The sequence below is a fragment of the Falsihalocynthiibacter sp. SS001 genome (assembly GCF_042445055.1).
GTDB lineage: Bacteria > Pseudomonadota > Alphaproteobacteria > Rhodobacterales > Rhodobacteraceae > Falsihalocynthiibacter.
In genome coordinates, this window is the sequence record NZ_CP170339.1 from 2177642 (window position 1) to 2192735 (window position 15094).

The 15094-nt window shown below is 53.4% G+C and carries 17 protein-coding genes, 1 tRNA gene and 1 pseudogene; 9 read left to right on the forward strand and 10 right to left on the reverse strand.

The genetic code is table 11. The features are described 5' to 3' along the window. Nucleotides 1-37 precede the first annotated feature (37 nt). On the reverse strand, nucleotides 38-505 hold the full coding sequence (locus ACFE33_RS10395; RefSeq protein ID WP_380053021.1) for a hypothetical protein: 468 nt from the start codon (nucleotides 503-505) through the stop codon (nucleotides 38-40). 279 nt (nucleotides 506-784) lie between these two features. Here ACFE33_RS10395 and ACFE33_RS10400 point away from each other — a divergent pair, with 279 nt between their 5' ends. Beyond that, nucleotides 785-1564, forward strand: coding sequence for an MBL fold metallo-hydrolase (locus ACFE33_RS10400; RefSeq protein WP_380053023.1), 780 nt, complete (start codon nucleotides 785-787; stop codon nucleotides 1562-1564). 40 nt (nucleotides 1565-1604) lie between these two features. Here the strand turns inward: ACFE33_RS10400 and ACFE33_RS10405 are convergent, their stop codons facing one another. Next, on the reverse strand, nucleotides 1605-1850 hold the full coding sequence (locus tag ACFE33_RS10405; RefSeq protein WP_380053025.1) for a DUF333 domain-containing protein: 246 nt from the start codon (nucleotides 1848-1850) through the stop codon (nucleotides 1605-1607). Nucleotides 1851-2175: 325 nt separating this feature from the next. Here ACFE33_RS10405 and ACFE33_RS10410 point away from each other — a divergent pair, with 325 nt between their 5' ends. The 3 genes from ACFE33_RS10410 to ACFE33_RS10420 all read left to right on the forward strand — a co-directional run bounded on the left by ACFE33_RS10410 (nucleotide 2176) and on the right by ACFE33_RS10420 (nucleotide 4134). Beyond that, nucleotides 2176-2685, forward strand: a complete 510-nt coding sequence (locus ACFE33_RS10410) for a toxin-activating lysine-acyltransferase (RefSeq protein WP_380053027.1) — start codon at nucleotides 2176-2178, stop codon at nucleotides 2683-2685. Between the two features lie 3 nt (nucleotides 2686-2688). Beyond that, entirely contained in the window at nucleotides 2689-3657 is a 969-nt protein-coding gene (locus ACFE33_RS10415) for a Hint domain-containing protein (RefSeq protein ID WP_380053029.1), read from the forward strand. A 198-nt stretch (nucleotides 3658-3855) separates the two neighbouring features. Continuing rightward, a complete protein-coding gene (locus ACFE33_RS10420; RefSeq protein WP_380053031.1) occupies nucleotides 3856-4134 on the forward strand; it encodes a helix-turn-helix domain-containing protein in 279 nt (92 codons plus the stop codon). 3 nt (nucleotides 4135-4137) lie between these two features. Here ACFE33_RS10420 and ACFE33_RS10425 read toward each other — a convergent pair. From ACFE33_RS10425 to ACFE33_RS10440, 4 genes and pseudogenes are all read right to left on the reverse strand, one after another. Then, a protein-coding gene (locus ACFE33_RS10425; protein ID WP_380052470.1) for an IS3 family transposase occupies nucleotides 4138-5264 on the reverse strand; the annotation gives its coding sequence in 2 pieces (ribosomal slippage) (nucleotides 4138-5000 and nucleotides 5000-5264; 1128 coding nt in all). Between the two features lie 17 nt (nucleotides 5265-5281). Beyond that, nucleotides 5282-5725, reverse strand: a pseudogene (locus ACFE33_RS10430) (tyrosine-type recombinase/integrase); the annotation flags it as partial. Between the two features lie 331 nt (nucleotides 5726-6056). Further along, nucleotides 6057-6132 (reverse strand) — tRNA-Thr (locus tag ACFE33_RS10435). Between the two features lie 119 nt (nucleotides 6133-6251). Beyond that, nucleotides 6252-8051, reverse strand: a complete 1800-nt coding sequence (locus tag ACFE33_RS10440) for an ABC transporter permease (protein WP_380053033.1) — start codon at nucleotides 8049-8051, stop codon at nucleotides 6252-6254. On the opposite strand from ACFE33_RS10440, the gene ACFE33_RS10445 reads away from it, so the two are divergent. Continuing rightward, nucleotides 8039-8914: a hypothetical protein gene (locus ACFE33_RS10445; RefSeq protein ID WP_380053035.1), complete on the forward strand. Its 876-nt coding sequence runs from the start codon at nucleotides 8039-8041 to the stop codon at nucleotides 8912-8914. The two genes, ACFE33_RS10440 and ACFE33_RS10445, sit on opposite strands and share 13 nt — an antisense overlap. A 9-nt stretch (nucleotides 8915-8923) precedes the next feature. Here the strand turns inward: ACFE33_RS10445 and ACFE33_RS10450 are convergent, their stop codons facing one another. Beyond that, nucleotides 8924-9184: a DUF2312 domain-containing protein gene (locus tag ACFE33_RS10450; RefSeq protein ID WP_380053037.1), complete on the reverse strand. Its 261-nt coding sequence runs from the start codon at nucleotides 9182-9184 to the stop codon at nucleotides 8924-8926. 129 nt (nucleotides 9185-9313) lie between these two features. Here ACFE33_RS10450 and ACFE33_RS10455 point away from each other — a divergent pair, with 129 nt between their 5' ends. Continuing rightward, entirely contained in the window at nucleotides 9314-9529 is a 216-nt protein-coding gene (locus ACFE33_RS10455; protein WP_380053039.1) for a hypothetical protein, read from the forward strand. Here ACFE33_RS10455 and ACFE33_RS10460 read toward each other — a convergent pair. Next, complete coding sequence (locus tag ACFE33_RS10460) at nucleotides 9526-9747, reverse strand: hypothetical protein (RefSeq protein WP_380053041.1); 222 nt, start codon at nucleotides 9745-9747, stop codon at nucleotides 9526-9528. The two genes, ACFE33_RS10455 and ACFE33_RS10460, sit on opposite strands and share 4 nt — an antisense overlap. Before the next feature lie 163 nt (nucleotides 9748-9910). On the opposite strand from ACFE33_RS10460, the gene ACFE33_RS10465 reads away from it, so the two are divergent. From ACFE33_RS10465 to ACFE33_RS10475, 3 genes are read left to right on the forward strand one after another with little or no spacing between them, the layout of a single operon-like run. Then, on the forward strand, nucleotides 9911-10330 hold the full coding sequence (locus tag ACFE33_RS10465; protein WP_380053043.1) for a YeeE/YedE family protein: 420 nt from the start codon (nucleotides 9911-9913) through the stop codon (nucleotides 10328-10330). Next, nucleotides 10330-10749: a DUF6691 family protein gene (locus tag ACFE33_RS10470; protein WP_380053045.1), complete on the forward strand. Its 420-nt coding sequence runs from the start codon at nucleotides 10330-10332 to the stop codon at nucleotides 10747-10749. Before ACFE33_RS10465 ends, ACFE33_RS10470 begins: the two co-directional genes overlap by 1 nt. Nucleotides 10750-10770: 21 nt before the next feature. Further along, entirely contained in the window at nucleotides 10771-11196 is a 426-nt protein-coding gene (locus ACFE33_RS10475) for a TIGR01244 family sulfur transferase (protein ID WP_380053047.1), read from the forward strand. Between the two features lie 2 nt (nucleotides 11197-11198). Here the strand turns inward: ACFE33_RS10475 and ACFE33_RS10480 are convergent, their stop codons facing one another. Together ACFE33_RS10480 and ACFE33_RS10485 are read right to left on the reverse strand one after the other, a co-directional pair. Next, nucleotides 11199-12302 carry a FliM/FliN family flagellar motor switch protein gene (locus tag ACFE33_RS10480; protein WP_380053049.1) on the reverse strand — a complete coding sequence of 368 codons (1104 nt, stop codon included), beginning with the start codon at nucleotides 12300-12302 and terminating at the stop codon, nucleotides 11199-11201. Nucleotides 12303-12378: 76 nt separating this feature from the next. After that, nucleotides 12379-15093 carry an ATP-binding protein gene (locus tag ACFE33_RS10485; RefSeq protein ID WP_380053051.1) on the reverse strand — a complete coding sequence of 905 codons (2715 nt, stop codon included), beginning with the start codon at nucleotides 15091-15093 and terminating at the stop codon, nucleotides 12379-12381. Nucleotide 15094: the final 1 nt, after the last annotated feature.

Sequence of the window (15094 nt, forward strand, 5' to 3'; positions counted from 1 at the left end):
GTATTCCTTTCTTGTGCTGGTTCCTGTCGGGCAACGATCAGATTTCGGACGATGTCGGCATTACACAGCCCGCAAGGTCCGCCGCCCCCGTAACGAGCTCCTGAACCCCCTTCTCGATCGTGTAATCCACAAGCATCTTCGGATCTTGAAGCACCTCGCCCACTTGCGCCCGAATGCCCGAAATCCTTGTGTTCAACGTGTCCACCTGCGCGCTAATTGCCGCGAGCCGCTCAGAGCGCTCCGCCCCCAATTCTAGCGGTGCTTCGCGGAATGCGGCCAACTCGGCCTGCAAATTAGCGACCTGATCGGTCAGCCCGTCAACCGAGTCCTTGAGTGGCTCAACCTGAATGAGGTTCTGTGCGAAAGTCGCCGTCAGCCCGTCGATTTTCTGAAGAACCCGCAATTCAAGGAACAAGCACACCGCAATCAAGATCAGTGTCGCATTCAACATGGCGAGCAACAAGTTCAGAACTGTCTTGCCGAGGCGCGAAGAGAAAGTGTTCATAAAAGTATCCTAAGTATGGCGAAATGCTGTTTCTGTAATCAATGCGGCTTCCCCAACAGTGTGCGCTCTACAACGTCTTGATGCAATTCAGAAATCCAAGCGCACTCTCGCTTGTCCTCCTCAACTTTTCGCGACCTCGATAGTATTAGACAAAAGTCTATGGCAAAGTTTCCGAGAATTGGCTCGGGCCAGTTCCTGAATGAACGCAAGTATTTCCACCATGGGGCGGCCAATTATCGTCCCAGATTCTAATCAATTATAGCAGAACCGGAGAGACAAATGTTTTCACGACGTCATTTCTTAAAAACAAGCGCAGCCACAGCAGGTGCGATCACGGTACTCCCTGCATTTGCCACAGCCGAGGAGCATATGATGGAGTTTGCAGACGGAACGGTAAAGATAACGCCAATCTCGCACGCCTCGTTTATCCTCGAAACGCCCTCTGCGGTTATCTATGTTGATCCAGTCGGTGACCCCTCGCAATATGAAGGGAAGCCACCAGCGGATCTTGCGCTCATCACGCACCAGCACGGCGACCACCTTAACAACGAAACCCTCGCCGCCATCATAGGGGATGACACAAAGCTCATCTCCAACCAAGGAGCGCAGGCCGAAATGACGCCTGAGCTTGCCGAAAAAGCTCAAGTGATCGGCAATGGAGAAACAACCGATTTCGGTGACATCAAGATCGAAGCCATTCCCGCCTATAACACAACCGAGGGCCGCCTCGACTTCCACCCCCGAGGGCGCGACAACGGCTATGTTCTGAATATCGGTGATGCTCGCGTGTACGTTTCTGGCGATACAGAGGACATCCCGGAAATGCGTGCGCTTGAGAATATCGACGTTGCATTCCTGTGTATGAACCTACCTTTCACAATGGACATCGAGGCCGCCGCAAGCGCAGTCGCGGAATTCAAGCCAGCGGTGGTGATCCCCTACCACTATCGCGGTCGCGATGATGGCTCGCAGGACCCCAAAGAGTTCGCCAAGCTTCTAGACGACGCGGTTCAAGTCGAGTTGGCCGACTGGTATGGCGCAGGCGCAGGCAACCATTAAAATATTGGGCGCATCCCAATCGCGGGGTGCGCCCATTTCGTTAGCCATCACTTGGCGCATTGGCACGATAATACTCCCACGCATCCACAGTTTCTCCTGAGGCAAGCATGCAATATCCTGTTTGCCCACCTTCCTCATCGCGGATTTCATAGGTTCCGCCGCTTTCGACACAGAAATCAGCGGCGGGATTACTAACCTCTGTGTTTTGCTTGGACATCGCCGCCACCGCGCCAACAGCGCCCGCAGATACAACGGCAGCGCAGGAAATCATCCCCATAAACTTCATAAAATTCTCCAACAATCAAAATACTCTCACGAGTCTAGCGCCGTTATCAGAACAGTAAATAGTGTAGGCTTGGTAAATCCCAGTGGGTGGCACTAAATTGCCTTAGAAGACCATAAATCGCGGCGACACTAACGAGCCTAATTCGTAAAAATCGATCGAATCTATCGCAATACAACAATTGAGCAGAGTGGGGCTGCCCAGTTGAGCCCTATCAAATGGATGGATGCATGCAATTACCGTTTACAACGATGCTCATGCCCAAAGTGTCTATTTTTTTGGATCAATCTATATAGAATGGGTTGAGGGACAAATCATGGTGTAAACAGTGTCTACTAAATTGCCAAATGGATGGTTTAATATTAGTCCCGAGAGGTATGCAGATCTCGGAGCAATGCTCTACTTATCTTCCCTTACAAAGACGCACAATCAGCGCTCTTTAACGCAAGCCATATATGCCTTCGAAACGCCATGGAGACTCAAACAATATCACATCTTCCGAGAAAACGGCTTTCCGCGTGGTTTTGCAACGTTTGCCGGATTAAGCCCTCAAGCGGAGCATAAGTATGCCGTAAAGGGCGAGGCTCTCACTGATAAAGATTTTGCCTCCGGGCCTTCATTTTGGATCGTTGATGTAGTCGCACCATTTGGACAAATTCGCCAAATTGTTAACATATTGAAGCGAGAAATTCCTCACAAACGCGTACGTACAAATCGCATGGATAGCGATTTGTCCCAACAACGAATTGTGGAATGGACCAAGGATGACACAGGCAAGATACATATGCGCCTCTTCAAGAAGCCGGACTTCGAGCGTCTGCTTTCTGAGGAAGTTTGAGCAATGGTATCGATAGCCCCAATTGGTACCGTACTAATTGAGATCAGTGGAGACACCACTGGCTTCGTGACCGGCGACCCTCCAGATGATGCAACAGGTGACCTCGACGCGACAGTTACCCTACCTAACCCGGGCTGGACATACCTAGCAACAACTTGGGAAATTTCGGGTGATCCTGGGATTGGGACCGCAACAATCAATGCTGGAGGAGAATGGAACTACGTTGTTGACCCAGACGAATACGCTGACTTGGATGATGGAGAAATTGTATTTGATACATTTCAAGTCACGGCAACGGCTTACGCTCTCAATCCAGGCGGCGGCATTCAGTTTGAAACGCAAACACAGAATATCAGGATTGCAATTGAGGCCGTTTGCTTCGTATCTGGCACGCTCATTGACACTATGCATGGCCCTGTACCCGTAGAGGATTTGAGAGTTAATGACATGTTGGTCACTCGAGATAATGGTTTACAACCAATCCGTTGGGTGGAAAGCAATGAAGTGAGCGCGGAGCGCACAAACATTGTTCCCAGCCTTCGACCCGTGCGAATAAAGCCTGGAGCACTTGGGAATGGGCTGCCTCGTCGGGACTTATACGTGTCACAGCAACACAGAATTATGGTTTCTGGAGCTGCCGTTCAGCTTTTTTTCGGCGAAAGTGATGTGCTCGTGGAGGCCAAGGCATTGTGTGGCTGGCCAGGTATTGAAATTGTTAGTGTAACGAAGTCAGTAGAGTATTTTCATATTCTCTTAGATCATCATGAAATACTTAACGCTGAGGGTGCTCCCGCAGAGAGCCTATTTCTTGGCGAGGAAACACTCCATACACTGAGCTCCGCGGGTCTTCAAGAATTGGCTGAGATATTCCAAGGAGTAGAGGCATGCCTTCCCAACGGTTTTGGAAAGGCTGCCCGCCGAATTGCTCGTAACTATGAGGCCATAGTGTTGGACACTGTCAAGTTTTTGTAAGTTGCCTTGATGGTCACAAAAGGCATTGTGTTTTTTTAGAAGCAGTGGCCAGAAATTCTGGATGCAGGTCTTAGGACAGACCACGGCAAACGGCGCCTAGAGGCTCAGGAAAAATTTTCTGTTCTCAAGCCCATTGATCGAGATATGGCTGCCCCGCAAGGTTTTCTTGCAGAGCTTGAGGGGGTGATACGAGTTCACATGTCTGAACCTGAGTTTGGCGTGAGTGAACTAGCAAATCTATGCGGAACTCATCGGGAAACGCAGAACAACAGACTAAAAACCTATGGCCTGACGGGTTCGACTTTGGTCGCGCAACTCAAACTAGTGGAGGCAGAGAAACTGCTGGCAAAGGACAAGAGGTCCGTAGGCGAAACAGCACTGAAGCTCGGATATTCCGATCCTACTGCTTTCTCACGGGGTTTTTCGCAAATGGACCGGCATGTCGCTGATCAGCCCCACCTAAGTAGTCCAGTTTGAATGTTAGTGCATGATCGGCCTTAGTTCCATCGGGACGATGGTTTCCGGAGCCGGCGGGCGGTAGCCCAGAGCACTGTGTGGTCGTTTGGTATTGTAGTGTTTCCTCCAGCTTTCGATGATAATCTGTGCTTCGCGTAGAGTGTAAAAGCTCTCCCCGTTCAGCAACTCGTCGCGGAACCGGGCATTGAAACTTTCGCAATACCCATTCTCCCACGGCGAGCCAGGCTCAATGTAAGCCGTTTTGGCTCCAACCGCCTCAATCCAGTCTCGAACAGCCCGAGCTATGAACTCCGGGCCGTTGTCCGACCTGATGTAGGCCGGAACGCCGCGCAAGATGAACAGATCCGTGAGTGCGTCGATGACTTCTGTCGAGTTCAACTTCCGCTTCACCCGGATCGCCAGGCATTCCCGGCTGTATTCGTCCAAGATGTTCAGGGTCCGGAACGCTTTCCCGTCATCAGTTCGATGATGAACGAAGTCATACGACCAGACGTGGTTGCGATACTCTGGCCGCAGCCGGACACATGAGCCATCATTTAGCCAGAGCCGCCCCTTCTTGGGTTGTTTCATGGGTACTTTGAGCCCCTCACGCCGCCACAACCGTTCAACCCGCTTGTCGTTCACCTGCCAGCCCGCATCCCTGAGCAGAGCCGCAATCCGGCGATACCCGTACCGGCCATACTGACGTGCCAGTTCGATCATATCAGCAACCAGCCGTTCTTCGTCACTTCGGTCAACAGGCAACCGCCTCTGGGTGGATCGGTTCTGCCCCAAAACACGACAGATCCGCCGCTCAGACACCCGCACCTCATTGCGAATGTGATCGATGCAGGCGCGGCGGCGCGAGGGGCTCAGAAGTTTCCCCGTGCGGCTTCCGACAGGATCAACTTGTCCAGGGTCAGATCAGATACGGCTCGCCGCAGTCGATCATTCTCCTTCTGAAGCCGCTTTAGTTCCCTCAGTTGGTCGGTTCCCATTCCGCCATATTGTTTGCGCCAACGATAAAACGTCTGTTCAGTTATCTGCACTTGCCGGATTGCATCAACACGCGGCATGCCTTGACCGCAAAGCACCTCAACCTGCCGCAACTTCGTGACAATCTCTTCTGGCTTGTGTCGCTTAATTCCCATTTTCAATCCTCCGATTCCTAACTATAGGGGCGGACCACTTCAAAGGGGGAGGACCAATAGGTTGGGTCCGTTTCGGCAATTCCACTTGCAACCACATACCGAAATACAGAGCCAATCCGTGCTCGAAGTCTGTGTGCGGTCTAATAATTTCCTTCGGCCTCGACGTTCCGGAGTGTTTTGAAGATCAAAGGGGCCTTGATTTCAGTAATCGGCCTGCGACCAAAATCCCGATTGGCGAGCTTGAGATGATAAGAAGTTCTATCTAGAGCTGCTTTCGGTTTACCCTCTTTTCGTTGCTTCTCCAAAAATGCTTCACCAAGTTTTTCAAAGGTTTCCCCTTTAGCCGCTTCTCGAGCACGCCTTTCATCTTTTTTGGCTTCATTAGGATCGATGTTTTGTGAGAGTAAAGCTTTGGCCGCTTCTCGAGATTGCCTAGCCTGAACCAAACTTATTGCCGGATAATCCCCTTTTACAAATAACTTCTCCTAACCATCAATTCAGTATTTAAGCCGCCAAGGCTTAGAACCGCTGACTTTGACCAATAGGAATAAGCCCGCGAAGTCACTTACATTGTAGCGCTTCTCTCGAGATTTCAAGTTTTGAATCTGTATGTCAATTAAGGGCATCTGGGGGACGCACTTTCCGCTTGAAAAATCGCACCCCCAAATTTTACCCCCAATCGGGGAGAGTACATCGCTGGATCAAAAAGAACAGCATCGGACAAACGATATAATGCGAACCTTTATAAACAAGGCCCTACCAGATGTCACTGGACGAATTTGTACGCTGAAATGGTGCCCCCACACGGACTCGAACCGCGGACCTACTGATTACAAATCAGTTGCTCTACCAGCTGAGCTATAGGGGCACTGGATGGCGGTTATTTAGCGAGCGGGGATGGGGGATGCAAGACGGTTTATGAGGTTTTTGCAGAAAAAATTTGCGCTGGCTGATTTCCTTAGAAAATTCGCCTGTTTCGCTTTGGAATTAGCCCTTTCGATGGGTGCGCGCGAGCAGAAGAACGGCGGATAGTCCGACGAGGATCACAAGAATCGCCGCGGGGGATGCGTCTGGGAGATTCTCAAGGCTGGCTTGTTCATAAACACGAGTGGCCAAGGTGTTAAAATTGAACGGTCGCAACAGCAGCGTCGCGGGGAGTTCTTTGACGCAATCGACGAACACCAAGAGGAGTGCCGTTCCGATTGAGCCGCGAATGAGTGGGAAATACACGCGCTTGAGCGTCCCGCCAGCGGTTTGCCCAAGGGAGCGTGCCGCGAGCGGAAGGCTGGGCGCTACACGCCCGATAGCGGCGTCTAGCGCTCCCTGCGCAATTGCGAAGAAACGCACGGAATAGGCGAAGACGATCGCAAAACCTGTCCCTGTCATGAGAAGGCCGATGTTGCGGTCAAATACGTTCTCGATCCAGTCTGCGATCGCATGATCCATGGCGGCCATCGGAATCAACACGCCGACGCCAAGCACCGCACCGGGTGCGGCATATCCAAGTGTGGTCACGGGCAGCACCAATCGCGGCAATCCGCGGCCTGACAAACGCACACCGTAAACAAGGAACGTGGCGGCGATCACTGTTACAAGCGCTGCGGACCCCGCAACGACCAGAGTATTCACCAAGGCCGAAACCAGTCCGCGATTCTGCCATGCATCCAAATTCGTGAACGCGTGATAAGAAAGCACCCCCGCCGGCAGCAGAAAGCCAATCGCAAAAGGCACGAAACAAAGGAAGGTCGCCACCCATGCCATCACCCCGCGCAAGGGAATTGGCACTACCGCGCGGGTCTGACGAGCCGCATTGTGAAAGCGGCTGTTGCGGCGCCCTACCCGCTCGAGGGCCATAAGGACAAAGATCACCAAGAGCACGACACCCGCAAGCTGCGCGGCGCCCCCTGCGTTATTACTCTCGAGCCAAGTGTTGAAAATACCCGTCGTCAGAGTTTGAACAGCGAAAAAATCTACAGTGCCAAAATCGCTCGCGGTTTCCATCATTACGACAGCGACACCGGCGGCGATTGCAGGGCGCGCCAAGGGCACACCAACACGCCAGAACCGCTTGAACGGCCCCGCTCCGAGGGCGCGGGCAACTTCGTAGCTTCCGCCTGAATGCTCCCGCAAAGCGGCGCGCGCCAGCAAGAAGACATAGGGGCATAGCGCCGCCGTCAAAACCACGACCGCCATAAAGAGCGAGCGAATTTCGGGGAACCAATAGTCCTGCCGATTCTGATACCCCATCAGCTCTCGCAAGGTCGTCTGAACGGGGCCCGCGTACTCAAGGAAGTCAACGATGCCATAGGCCCCCAAGTACGCTGGAATCGCGAGTGGCAGAAGCAAGAGCCACTGAAACCACCGCACCCCTGGAAAGACATACATCGTGGTCAGCCAGGCCGCCCCCATGCCGACCGCTGCGCTTAGTGTGCCGACAGAGACCATCAAGATCAAAGTGTTGCTCAGATATCGCGGCAAGACCGTCGCCATCAAATGCGGCCAGATATTCTCGATGGGATGAAACGCAATCCAAATAACCGAAACGACGGGCGCAAGGACGAGCGCCGCAATCAATACTGCCCCCACAGACCAAACGTCCGGAAGGAATCGGGCGAATAACCGCTTAAGAACGGAGTGATTTTGGCGAGGTGATACGTTTTCAACTGTCATCGCGAAAGTGCTATCGGAAAGCGGTTTCACTGTCCAGAAAACCGCGTATATTATCGCAAACAAGAGCCGAGCCACGCGGCCAAAGCAGACTGAGGTATCGACCAATGCAAATCGCATTCCATTTGGGCGCGCATTCGACGGACAACGATAAGCTGCTTAAGACGCTGCTGAAAAACTCGGGACAGCTTCATGCGCGCGGTACGGTTGTGCCCGGCCCCGGCCGTTATCGCGACCTTATTCGCAAGACGATCGTTGCCCTTAAGGGGGATCGTGCGACCGTCGAAAGCCAAGAAGCGCTGTTTGATGCGATCATTGAGGAAAGCGAAGCAGAGCGGCTTATCCTGTCGAACGAGAATTTCATCTGTATTACGCGCACAGCCTTTGACGGCACGGGTTTCTATCCGCAAACTTCAGAGAAAATCGTCAGCTATAGCAATCTCTTTCACGGATATGATTTGGAGTTTCATCTGGCGATATCCAACCCTGCGATCCTGATTCCGGAATTGTTTGCGCGCAGCCCCCAACCCACGCTTGCGGATTACCTTGATGGCAGCGATCCGATGGATCTGCGATGGTCCACGATTATCAAGGCGATTCACGAAGCCAACCCTGACGCATCAATCACCATTTGGTGTAACGAAGATTCGCCGCTGATCTGGACAGATATCCTCGGCGCCCTCGCGGATGTTGATGAAACCTTCAAATTCGAAGGAGAGTTCGACTTTATCCAAGAGATCATGTCGAAAGAAGGTATGCGCCGCCTCCAGAGCTACTTGCGCACGCACCCTCCGAAAAACGCGCGCCAAAAACGCCGTATTATCGCGGCTTTCCTAGATAAATTCGCAACCTCAGCCGCCATCGAGATGGAAATCAACCTTGAGGGATGGGATGACACCTATATTGAAAGGCTCACAGCCCTCTACGAAGAGGACGTTCAGCACATAGCACAATTGCCCTATGTGCGTTTTCTTTCGCCATAGACGCGCGAATTACGCCATTCCAAGCGCTTCTTTGTACATTTCCATCACGGCCTCTTCTTCGGCCAGATCGTTAGCATCGCGTTTACGGATTGCAATGAGCTTGCGAATGACTTTGGTGTCGTAGCCACGCCCCTTTGCTTCGGACATCACCTCTTTTTGCTGCTCTGCGAGGTCTTTTTTCTCGGCGTCCAGACGCTCGATACGCTCGATAAACTGGCGCAACTCGTCAGCGGTAACACGGTAGGTCGCATCACTGGAAAAATCATTCATCAAAAAGCCCTCATCATTTGCTTTGCTCGTGTTTTGCCCTTGCTACTCAAGGGGGGCGTGCGCCGCAAGGGGCTTGCTCTGAATGGCGACATCCTTTAGGCGGCAATTCACCTAGTGTTGGAGAAGAAAATGGACATCCTCATTTACCTTGGCGCCGCGGTATCCTTGATCGGTTTGATTGGACTGATTTATTGTATCGTTTCGGCCATGAACGCGCGCAAAGCGGGACTGGACGACGACGCGATGCGTGAACGCCTCAAGGGGTTGGTCGCTTGGAATATGGGTGCGCTCTTTACATCCATCTTGGGATTGATGCTCGTCGTCCTCGGTATTTTCCTCGGTTAAGAACGCTTATCCTGAAGTTTATTAAAGTAATCTTCGGCATTCTCGTTCTCAAGCGCGCGCTCTAACGCCACCAGATCCTCTGGGACAGGCAGGCCAAGCGTGCGCATTTCAGATAGCTTCTCGCGTAGGTTTTCCTGAAGGATATGTACATCCTCGGGCGATTTCTCGATTTCGTCCAATAGCAACAAAATTGAGGTCTTGAGTGCTTCAAAAGCCATGTGTGTTCCCTTCTTTACCCTTTGATAATACCACATTAATCCCACCGCACAAAGCACAGAACCCGACAATATCGTGTGACGGCATGATGCCACTCTCGTTTTTCCCTTGATGTATATTTAAGTTTGCTTATATACAATCCTGACAAACAAGAGGACGGATTCTATGGAGCAAAGCTGGATACTCGGGCTGTTGGGCGGACTGCTCATCGGGAGCGCTGGGGCGCTTTATCTATTAATGAATGGGCGCATTATGGGTGCCAGTGGCATTCTTGGTGGCGTCATCGACGGATCGGGGCGCAATCGTGAACGCATTGCATTTCTTATCGGACTGCTCGCATTTCCCGCCCTAATCCAAGCAACCGTTTACCCCTCCCAAACCTTTGTAACGTCCAATCTGCTGATCGTCGCAGTGGCGGGCATTTTGGTCGGAGTTGGTACGCGCATCGCAAATGGCTGCACCTCTGGGCACGGCGTCTGTGGAATATCGCGGCTCTCGTTGCGCGGGATTGTTGCTACTGTCTTTTACATCGGCGCAGGGGGACTAACCGTTGTTCTCTTCCGCCACATCTTGGGAGTCATCTGATGCGCCCCTTATTTGCTTTCCTCTCCGGTAGCCTGTTTGGCCTTGGCTTGCTGATCTCTGGTATGACCAACACGCAAAAGGTTATCGGCTGGCTCGATATCTTTGGCGACTGGGATCCGACGCTGGCCTTTGTCATGGGTGGAGCGATCCTACCAATGGCGGCCGCATGGGCCTATGCCAAGGGGCGCACGCCAAAACTCGGCGGCACATTTCCCGCACCACCTGAGCCGCGCGTTGGACGCAGCTTGATTGTTGGGTCGTTGCTTTTCGGAGCTGGCTGGGGTTTAGCAGGCTTCTGCCCCGGTCCAGCAATCGCATCGCTAAGCTTTGGCGGCGTGGGTGGCGTAACATTTGTGGCCTTCATGACGCTTGGGATGTTTTTTGCACCACGGCTTAAGTCTCGACTGGAGTCGGTCTAATCCACATGCTAAGGAACGCGCATGGAAATTAAAACGATCACAGACAATTACGCGGTCTCTGCACAAATTCTACCCGAGGATGTTCAGACCATCGCGGATGCAGGCTTTACCACCGTTATTTGCAATCGTCCCGATGCCGAAATTCCGCCAGAGCTACATGCTGCGGAAATGAAAAAGGTTGTCGAGGCTGCGGGCCTTAAGTTCGTGGTCAATCCAGTGGTTCACGGTCAGTTGACGCAGGAAATCCTCGACATCCAAGCGCAGGAAATCGAAGCCGCGGAGGGAAAATGCTTTGCCTACTGCGCTTCGGGCAATCGCTCGACAGTTGTCTGGGCGCTTGGCAGCGCGGGCAAAATCCCTACGGGCCAGATCATCGCAGCAGGCGAAGCTGCGGGTTATCAACTCGAAGGTATGCGCGCGCAACTTGAGATGCTCGCCGAAAAGTAAACCTACTCCACCGGATCAAAATTCAGATCAGGCAGATCGCCAAGCGGGGCAGAGAAATCAGCCTTGCCAATTGGCATATCCAAGTCGTCCCCATCATCAGGCGGCGCAAAGTCCTCTGGCAATGAAATATCCACGGGCAGGACGGCATCCGTCGCCGTAACGGGCGTCGGCCCCGCCCCGCTCCCCATCAGTTCCAGCGGATGCGGTGCCTCCGCTACAACATCCAGTGTCATATCTTCTCCCGCCAGCCCCATGAAACGCACCGCACGGCGCCCGTTCGCTTGGCCCAAGCGACCAGTCGCGACGATATCGCCCCCGCCCCCTTTGACCTTTAGCCGCCCAATTGCCTCGCGCGGAATATCGACGTGATCCCCGACTTGAAGCTTCGCCAATTGATCCAGCGGCAGGTCAAAGCTGTGCAACTCGGCATCAATTTGCACACTCGCCTCCATCACATTCGCTTCGAGTGTCGCAGACCAAGAGTGTTCGCTCTCTGCGGTGTCTTCTTGAGGAACCTCTGGAGGAAGAGTCGGAAAACACAAGAGCAGCCGCCCCCGTTTGGCAACGCGGCCCAGATCAGCTTGGATATCAAAGCACCAATACTCGTCCTGCTCCAGAACCAACGCAAGGTGGCGGTGCTCCTCAATCAACCTCCCGAAGGAGAAACCGGCAAGGCGGGCGAGCTCCTCTTGGCCCGTATCAGATAACTCTGAAAGCGTCGCTGCAATGAGGGGCTCTATCATTGATGCATCTGTGCGCGTTGGTTTACGTTCTGTCGGTCCAAATGACGTGACCTCGCCCATCGTCTGAATCTCGATCACAGCCGCCAAGAGTGCTGAGTCAGGCACGGCAAGCCCCATCCGTCCATCCGCCGCCTGCACCAGAATATAAAGGCGTCCCTGCTCTATCACTTCGATCAACATGTCCCGTGGCCGTTCCGCCACGTCGATACGCGCGACCACCAAGGGTAACTCAAGAGAATGATCCGCAGCTTTGGGCAATGCATCCTGCAAGACCTTCATCGGCCGCGCGGCGCTATCCACCTCGGGCTCAACATTCTTGGCAATAAGCCGCTGCAAGGCTGACTTGAGGGTATCCGAACTCATATTCCATATTTCCCAGACGCATTTCTGTTCTGGAACAACATGGTTTAGATTTCGTTACTTCCTCAAAAGTTTTCGATCAAATCCCCATCACTTCGGGCTGAGATGGCGATGGTTCCGCCAATCGGAGCGGGAATTCCACCCGAAACGCCGCGCCACCTTGCCCTGGGAGGTAAGAAATCTCGCCTTGCAGGTTAATCATGATTTCACGACATATCGCCAGCCCTAGCCCCGCACCGCCAGCCGCGGTCTGATCCCCCAAGCGCGAGAATTTTTCAAATATAACCGATTGGTTTTTAACCGTAATACCAGAGCCATTATCGCCGAAAATAATCTCTATGCGGCCATCTTTGCTTGGTGTGCGCACATGAATGCGTAGGACGGGACGCGCAGCATCACAGTATTTCTGTGCGTTGGAAATCAGGTTGATGAACACCTGCGTTAACCTATCGGCGTCGGTCCAGAGATTGACATCCTCGCGCTCTGGGTCGCGCATGATTTCGATGGGCGCGTCGTCTTTGGAAATGCTGGAGGAGACGGCATGATCAAGCAGAACCCGCAGATTGACGTCTTGTGCGTTCAGGCTCACCTGCCCGTTCTCAAGCACCGAAATATCCAGAAGATCATCCAGAAGCCGCGTCAGGCGCTGGGTCTCGTCATGGATAATGCCCGAGTATTTCTGCCGCTCTTCATCCGTTATTTTTCGGTCTTCGCGTAGGATTTCGGAGAACGCACGAATGCTCGTCATTGGGGTCCGAAGCTCGTGGCTGATCTGGCTGAGGAAGGCATCTTTTTGAACGGATAGTTCGGTGAGTTTTTCGTTCACATCCCGTAGTTGGCGCGCCGTGCGGCCAAGCTCTGCGGTCTTGAGTTCAAGCTGGTTTGAGTACTCCAGCATCTGCGCGGTTTCGCCCGCAACCGCCATCAAATCCTCGACGGATACCGCCGCACCACCCACGATCTGCCCGACCATCGCGTGCGCTGTTGCCGCGCCCACGGACCCCGCAAGCTCGCGCTCTAGCCGCTCAAGAAAATCGGGTGAAGTATCAGGTAGATACCCTTGTTTTCCTTGACTTTTTGCGGTTTGCTGAAATACCTTCTGTGCCTGATCTGCACCCAGTATCCGTTGCGACATAACCAAGAGGTCTTCGGCCTCGCCACCTTGGCCTTTCCAGCCGCGCGCCGTCGGGGAATGCTCAAACACATTCACAATCTGCGCGCCCTGCAACCGCTCCATCGGTGAAGGAAAGCTCATGAGCGACCCAACGCAAAACGCAAAGGTATTCAGCGCCGTCGACCAGAAAATAGCATGCACAACGGGATCAAGCCCCTCTACGCCAAACAGCGCCTGTGGCTTTAGCCACGCAATCGCAAATGGACCTTGCTCAAGGAACTCAGTTGTCATCAACCCGTTGACGCCCAAACTAGGCAAAAACAGCGTATACGCCCAAACAGAGAAGCCCGTCACAAGCCCCGCGACCGCGCCAGTTCGGGTCGAGCCCCGCCAAAACAAACCGCCAATCAACGCCGGTAGAATTTGCGCAACACCGGCAAAGCTGATCAAGCCAATGGCCGCAAGGGCCTCCCCTCCGCCCGAGAAGCGGTAATAAGCGTATCCGAGCGCCAAGACCCCAGCGATCGATGTGCGGCGCGCCATAAGAATGACCCGACGCACATCGCCCGACACCATCGCTCCGCTCTTATTTTTCGACAGCCAGATGGGCATAACGATGTGGTTCGATACCATCGTGGAAAGCGCGATTGCCGCGACGATCACCATCGACGTCGCCGAGGAAAAACCACCGAGGAACGAGAGCATCGCCAACCCGTTTTGGTTCATCGCGAGCGGCAAACTAAGAACAAATGTATCCGGATTGGCGTTCGGTAGAAGTTCCAAACCAACCACCGCGATCGGCAAAACAAACAGTGACATAAGGAATAGATAAAGCGGAAACGCCCAGCTTGCGGCGACCAAATGGCGCTCATCTGCGTTCTCGACGACCATGACTTGAAACATGCGCGGCAGGCAAACGAACGCAGCCGCCGACAGGAATGTCAGACTAATCCAACGGCTGGTATCCGCAGGGATCGCGGACATGGGCGACGCGTCAATCCGCGCGAGCGTGTCGCCCATCCCGTCCGCCACGCCCCACACGACGAAAACTCCAACAGAAACGAGCGCTACAAGCTTGACCACGGCCTCAACGGCAATCGCGGTGACAACGCCGTGATGACGCTCGTTCGCATCAAGATTGCGCGTGCCGAATAGGATTGTAAAAACGGTCAATCCCGCAGCAACCCAGAGTGCGGTCGCCTTAAGGTCCATTTCATTCTGTTGGCCACTGTGTTCCGCAAAGACGGCAAACGAAAGTGTAACCGATTGAAGTTGAAGGGCAATATAGGGTGTCGAGCCAACAACCGCCATGAGTGTTACGATCACCCCAAGCGAAGGCGATTTCCCGAACCGCGACGATATCAAATCCGCAATCGACGTGATGCGCTGCATCTTTCCGACGCGCACAAGTTTGCGGATGAACCACCACCAACCAACCATCACAAGTGTCGGGCCGATATAGATCGTTACGAATTCAAGCCCAGAACGCGCCGCATATCCAACCGCGCCATAAAAGGTCCAAGCGGTGCAATACACCGAAAGCGAGAGCGTATATACCAACGGCGAGCGCAGCCAGCCGAACTTTCCCATCTGCGCGCGGCGCTCAGCGATAAAGGCGATTGCGAACAACGCAATGACATATGCCACGCAAACCGCAATGAGCGCGTTGAACGATACCACT

Excerpts from the sequence above, each read along its gene's own strand:
- ACFE33_RS10395 (WP_380053021.1), bottom strand. The coding sequence starts at position 505 with ATGAACACTTTCTCTTCGCGCCTCGGCAAGACAGTTCTGAACTTGTTG.
- ACFE33_RS10400 (WP_380053023.1), top strand. The coding sequence starts at position 785 with ATGTTTTCACGACGTCATTTCTTAAAAACAAGCGCAGCCACAGCAGGT.
- ACFE33_RS10405 (WP_380053025.1), bottom strand. The coding sequence starts at position 1,850 with ATGAAGTTTATGGGGATGATTTCCTGCGCTGCCGTTGTATCTGCGGGC.
- ACFE33_RS10415 (WP_380053029.1), top strand. The coding sequence starts at position 2,689 with ATGGTATCGATAGCCCCAATTGGTACCGTACTAATTGAGATCAGTGGA.
- ACFE33_RS10420 (WP_380053031.1), top strand. The coding sequence starts at position 3,856 with ATGTCTGAACCTGAGTTTGGCGTGAGTGAACTAGCAAATCTATGCGGA.
- ACFE33_RS10445 (WP_380053035.1), top strand. The coding sequence starts at position 8,039 with ATGCAAATCGCATTCCATTTGGGCGCGCATTCGACGGACAACGATAAG.
- ACFE33_RS10440 (WP_380053033.1), bottom strand. The coding sequence starts at position 8,051 with ATGCGATTTGCATTGGTCGATACCTCAGTCTGCTTTGGCCGCGTGGCT.
- ACFE33_RS10450 (WP_380053037.1), bottom strand. The coding sequence starts at position 9,184 with ATGAATGATTTTTCCAGTGATGCGACCTACCGTGTTACCGCTGACGAG.
- ACFE33_RS10455 (WP_380053039.1), top strand. The coding sequence starts at position 9,314 with ATGGACATCCTCATTTACCTTGGCGCCGCGGTATCCTTGATCGGTTTG.
- ACFE33_RS10460 (WP_380053041.1), bottom strand. The coding sequence starts at position 9,747 with ATGGCTTTTGAAGCACTCAAGACCTCAATTTTGTTGCTATTGGACGAA.
- ACFE33_RS10465 (WP_380053043.1), top strand. The coding sequence starts at position 9,911 with ATGGAGCAAAGCTGGATACTCGGGCTGTTGGGCGGACTGCTCATCGGG.
- ACFE33_RS10470 (WP_380053045.1), top strand. The coding sequence starts at position 10,330 with ATGCGCCCCTTATTTGCTTTCCTCTCCGGTAGCCTGTTTGGCCTTGGC.
- ACFE33_RS10475 (WP_380053047.1), top strand. The coding sequence starts at position 10,771 with ATGGAAATTAAAACGATCACAGACAATTACGCGGTCTCTGCACAAATT.
- ACFE33_RS10480 (WP_380053049.1), bottom strand. The coding sequence starts at position 12,302 with ATGAGTTCGGATACCCTCAAGTCAGCCTTGCAGCGGCTTATTGCCAAG.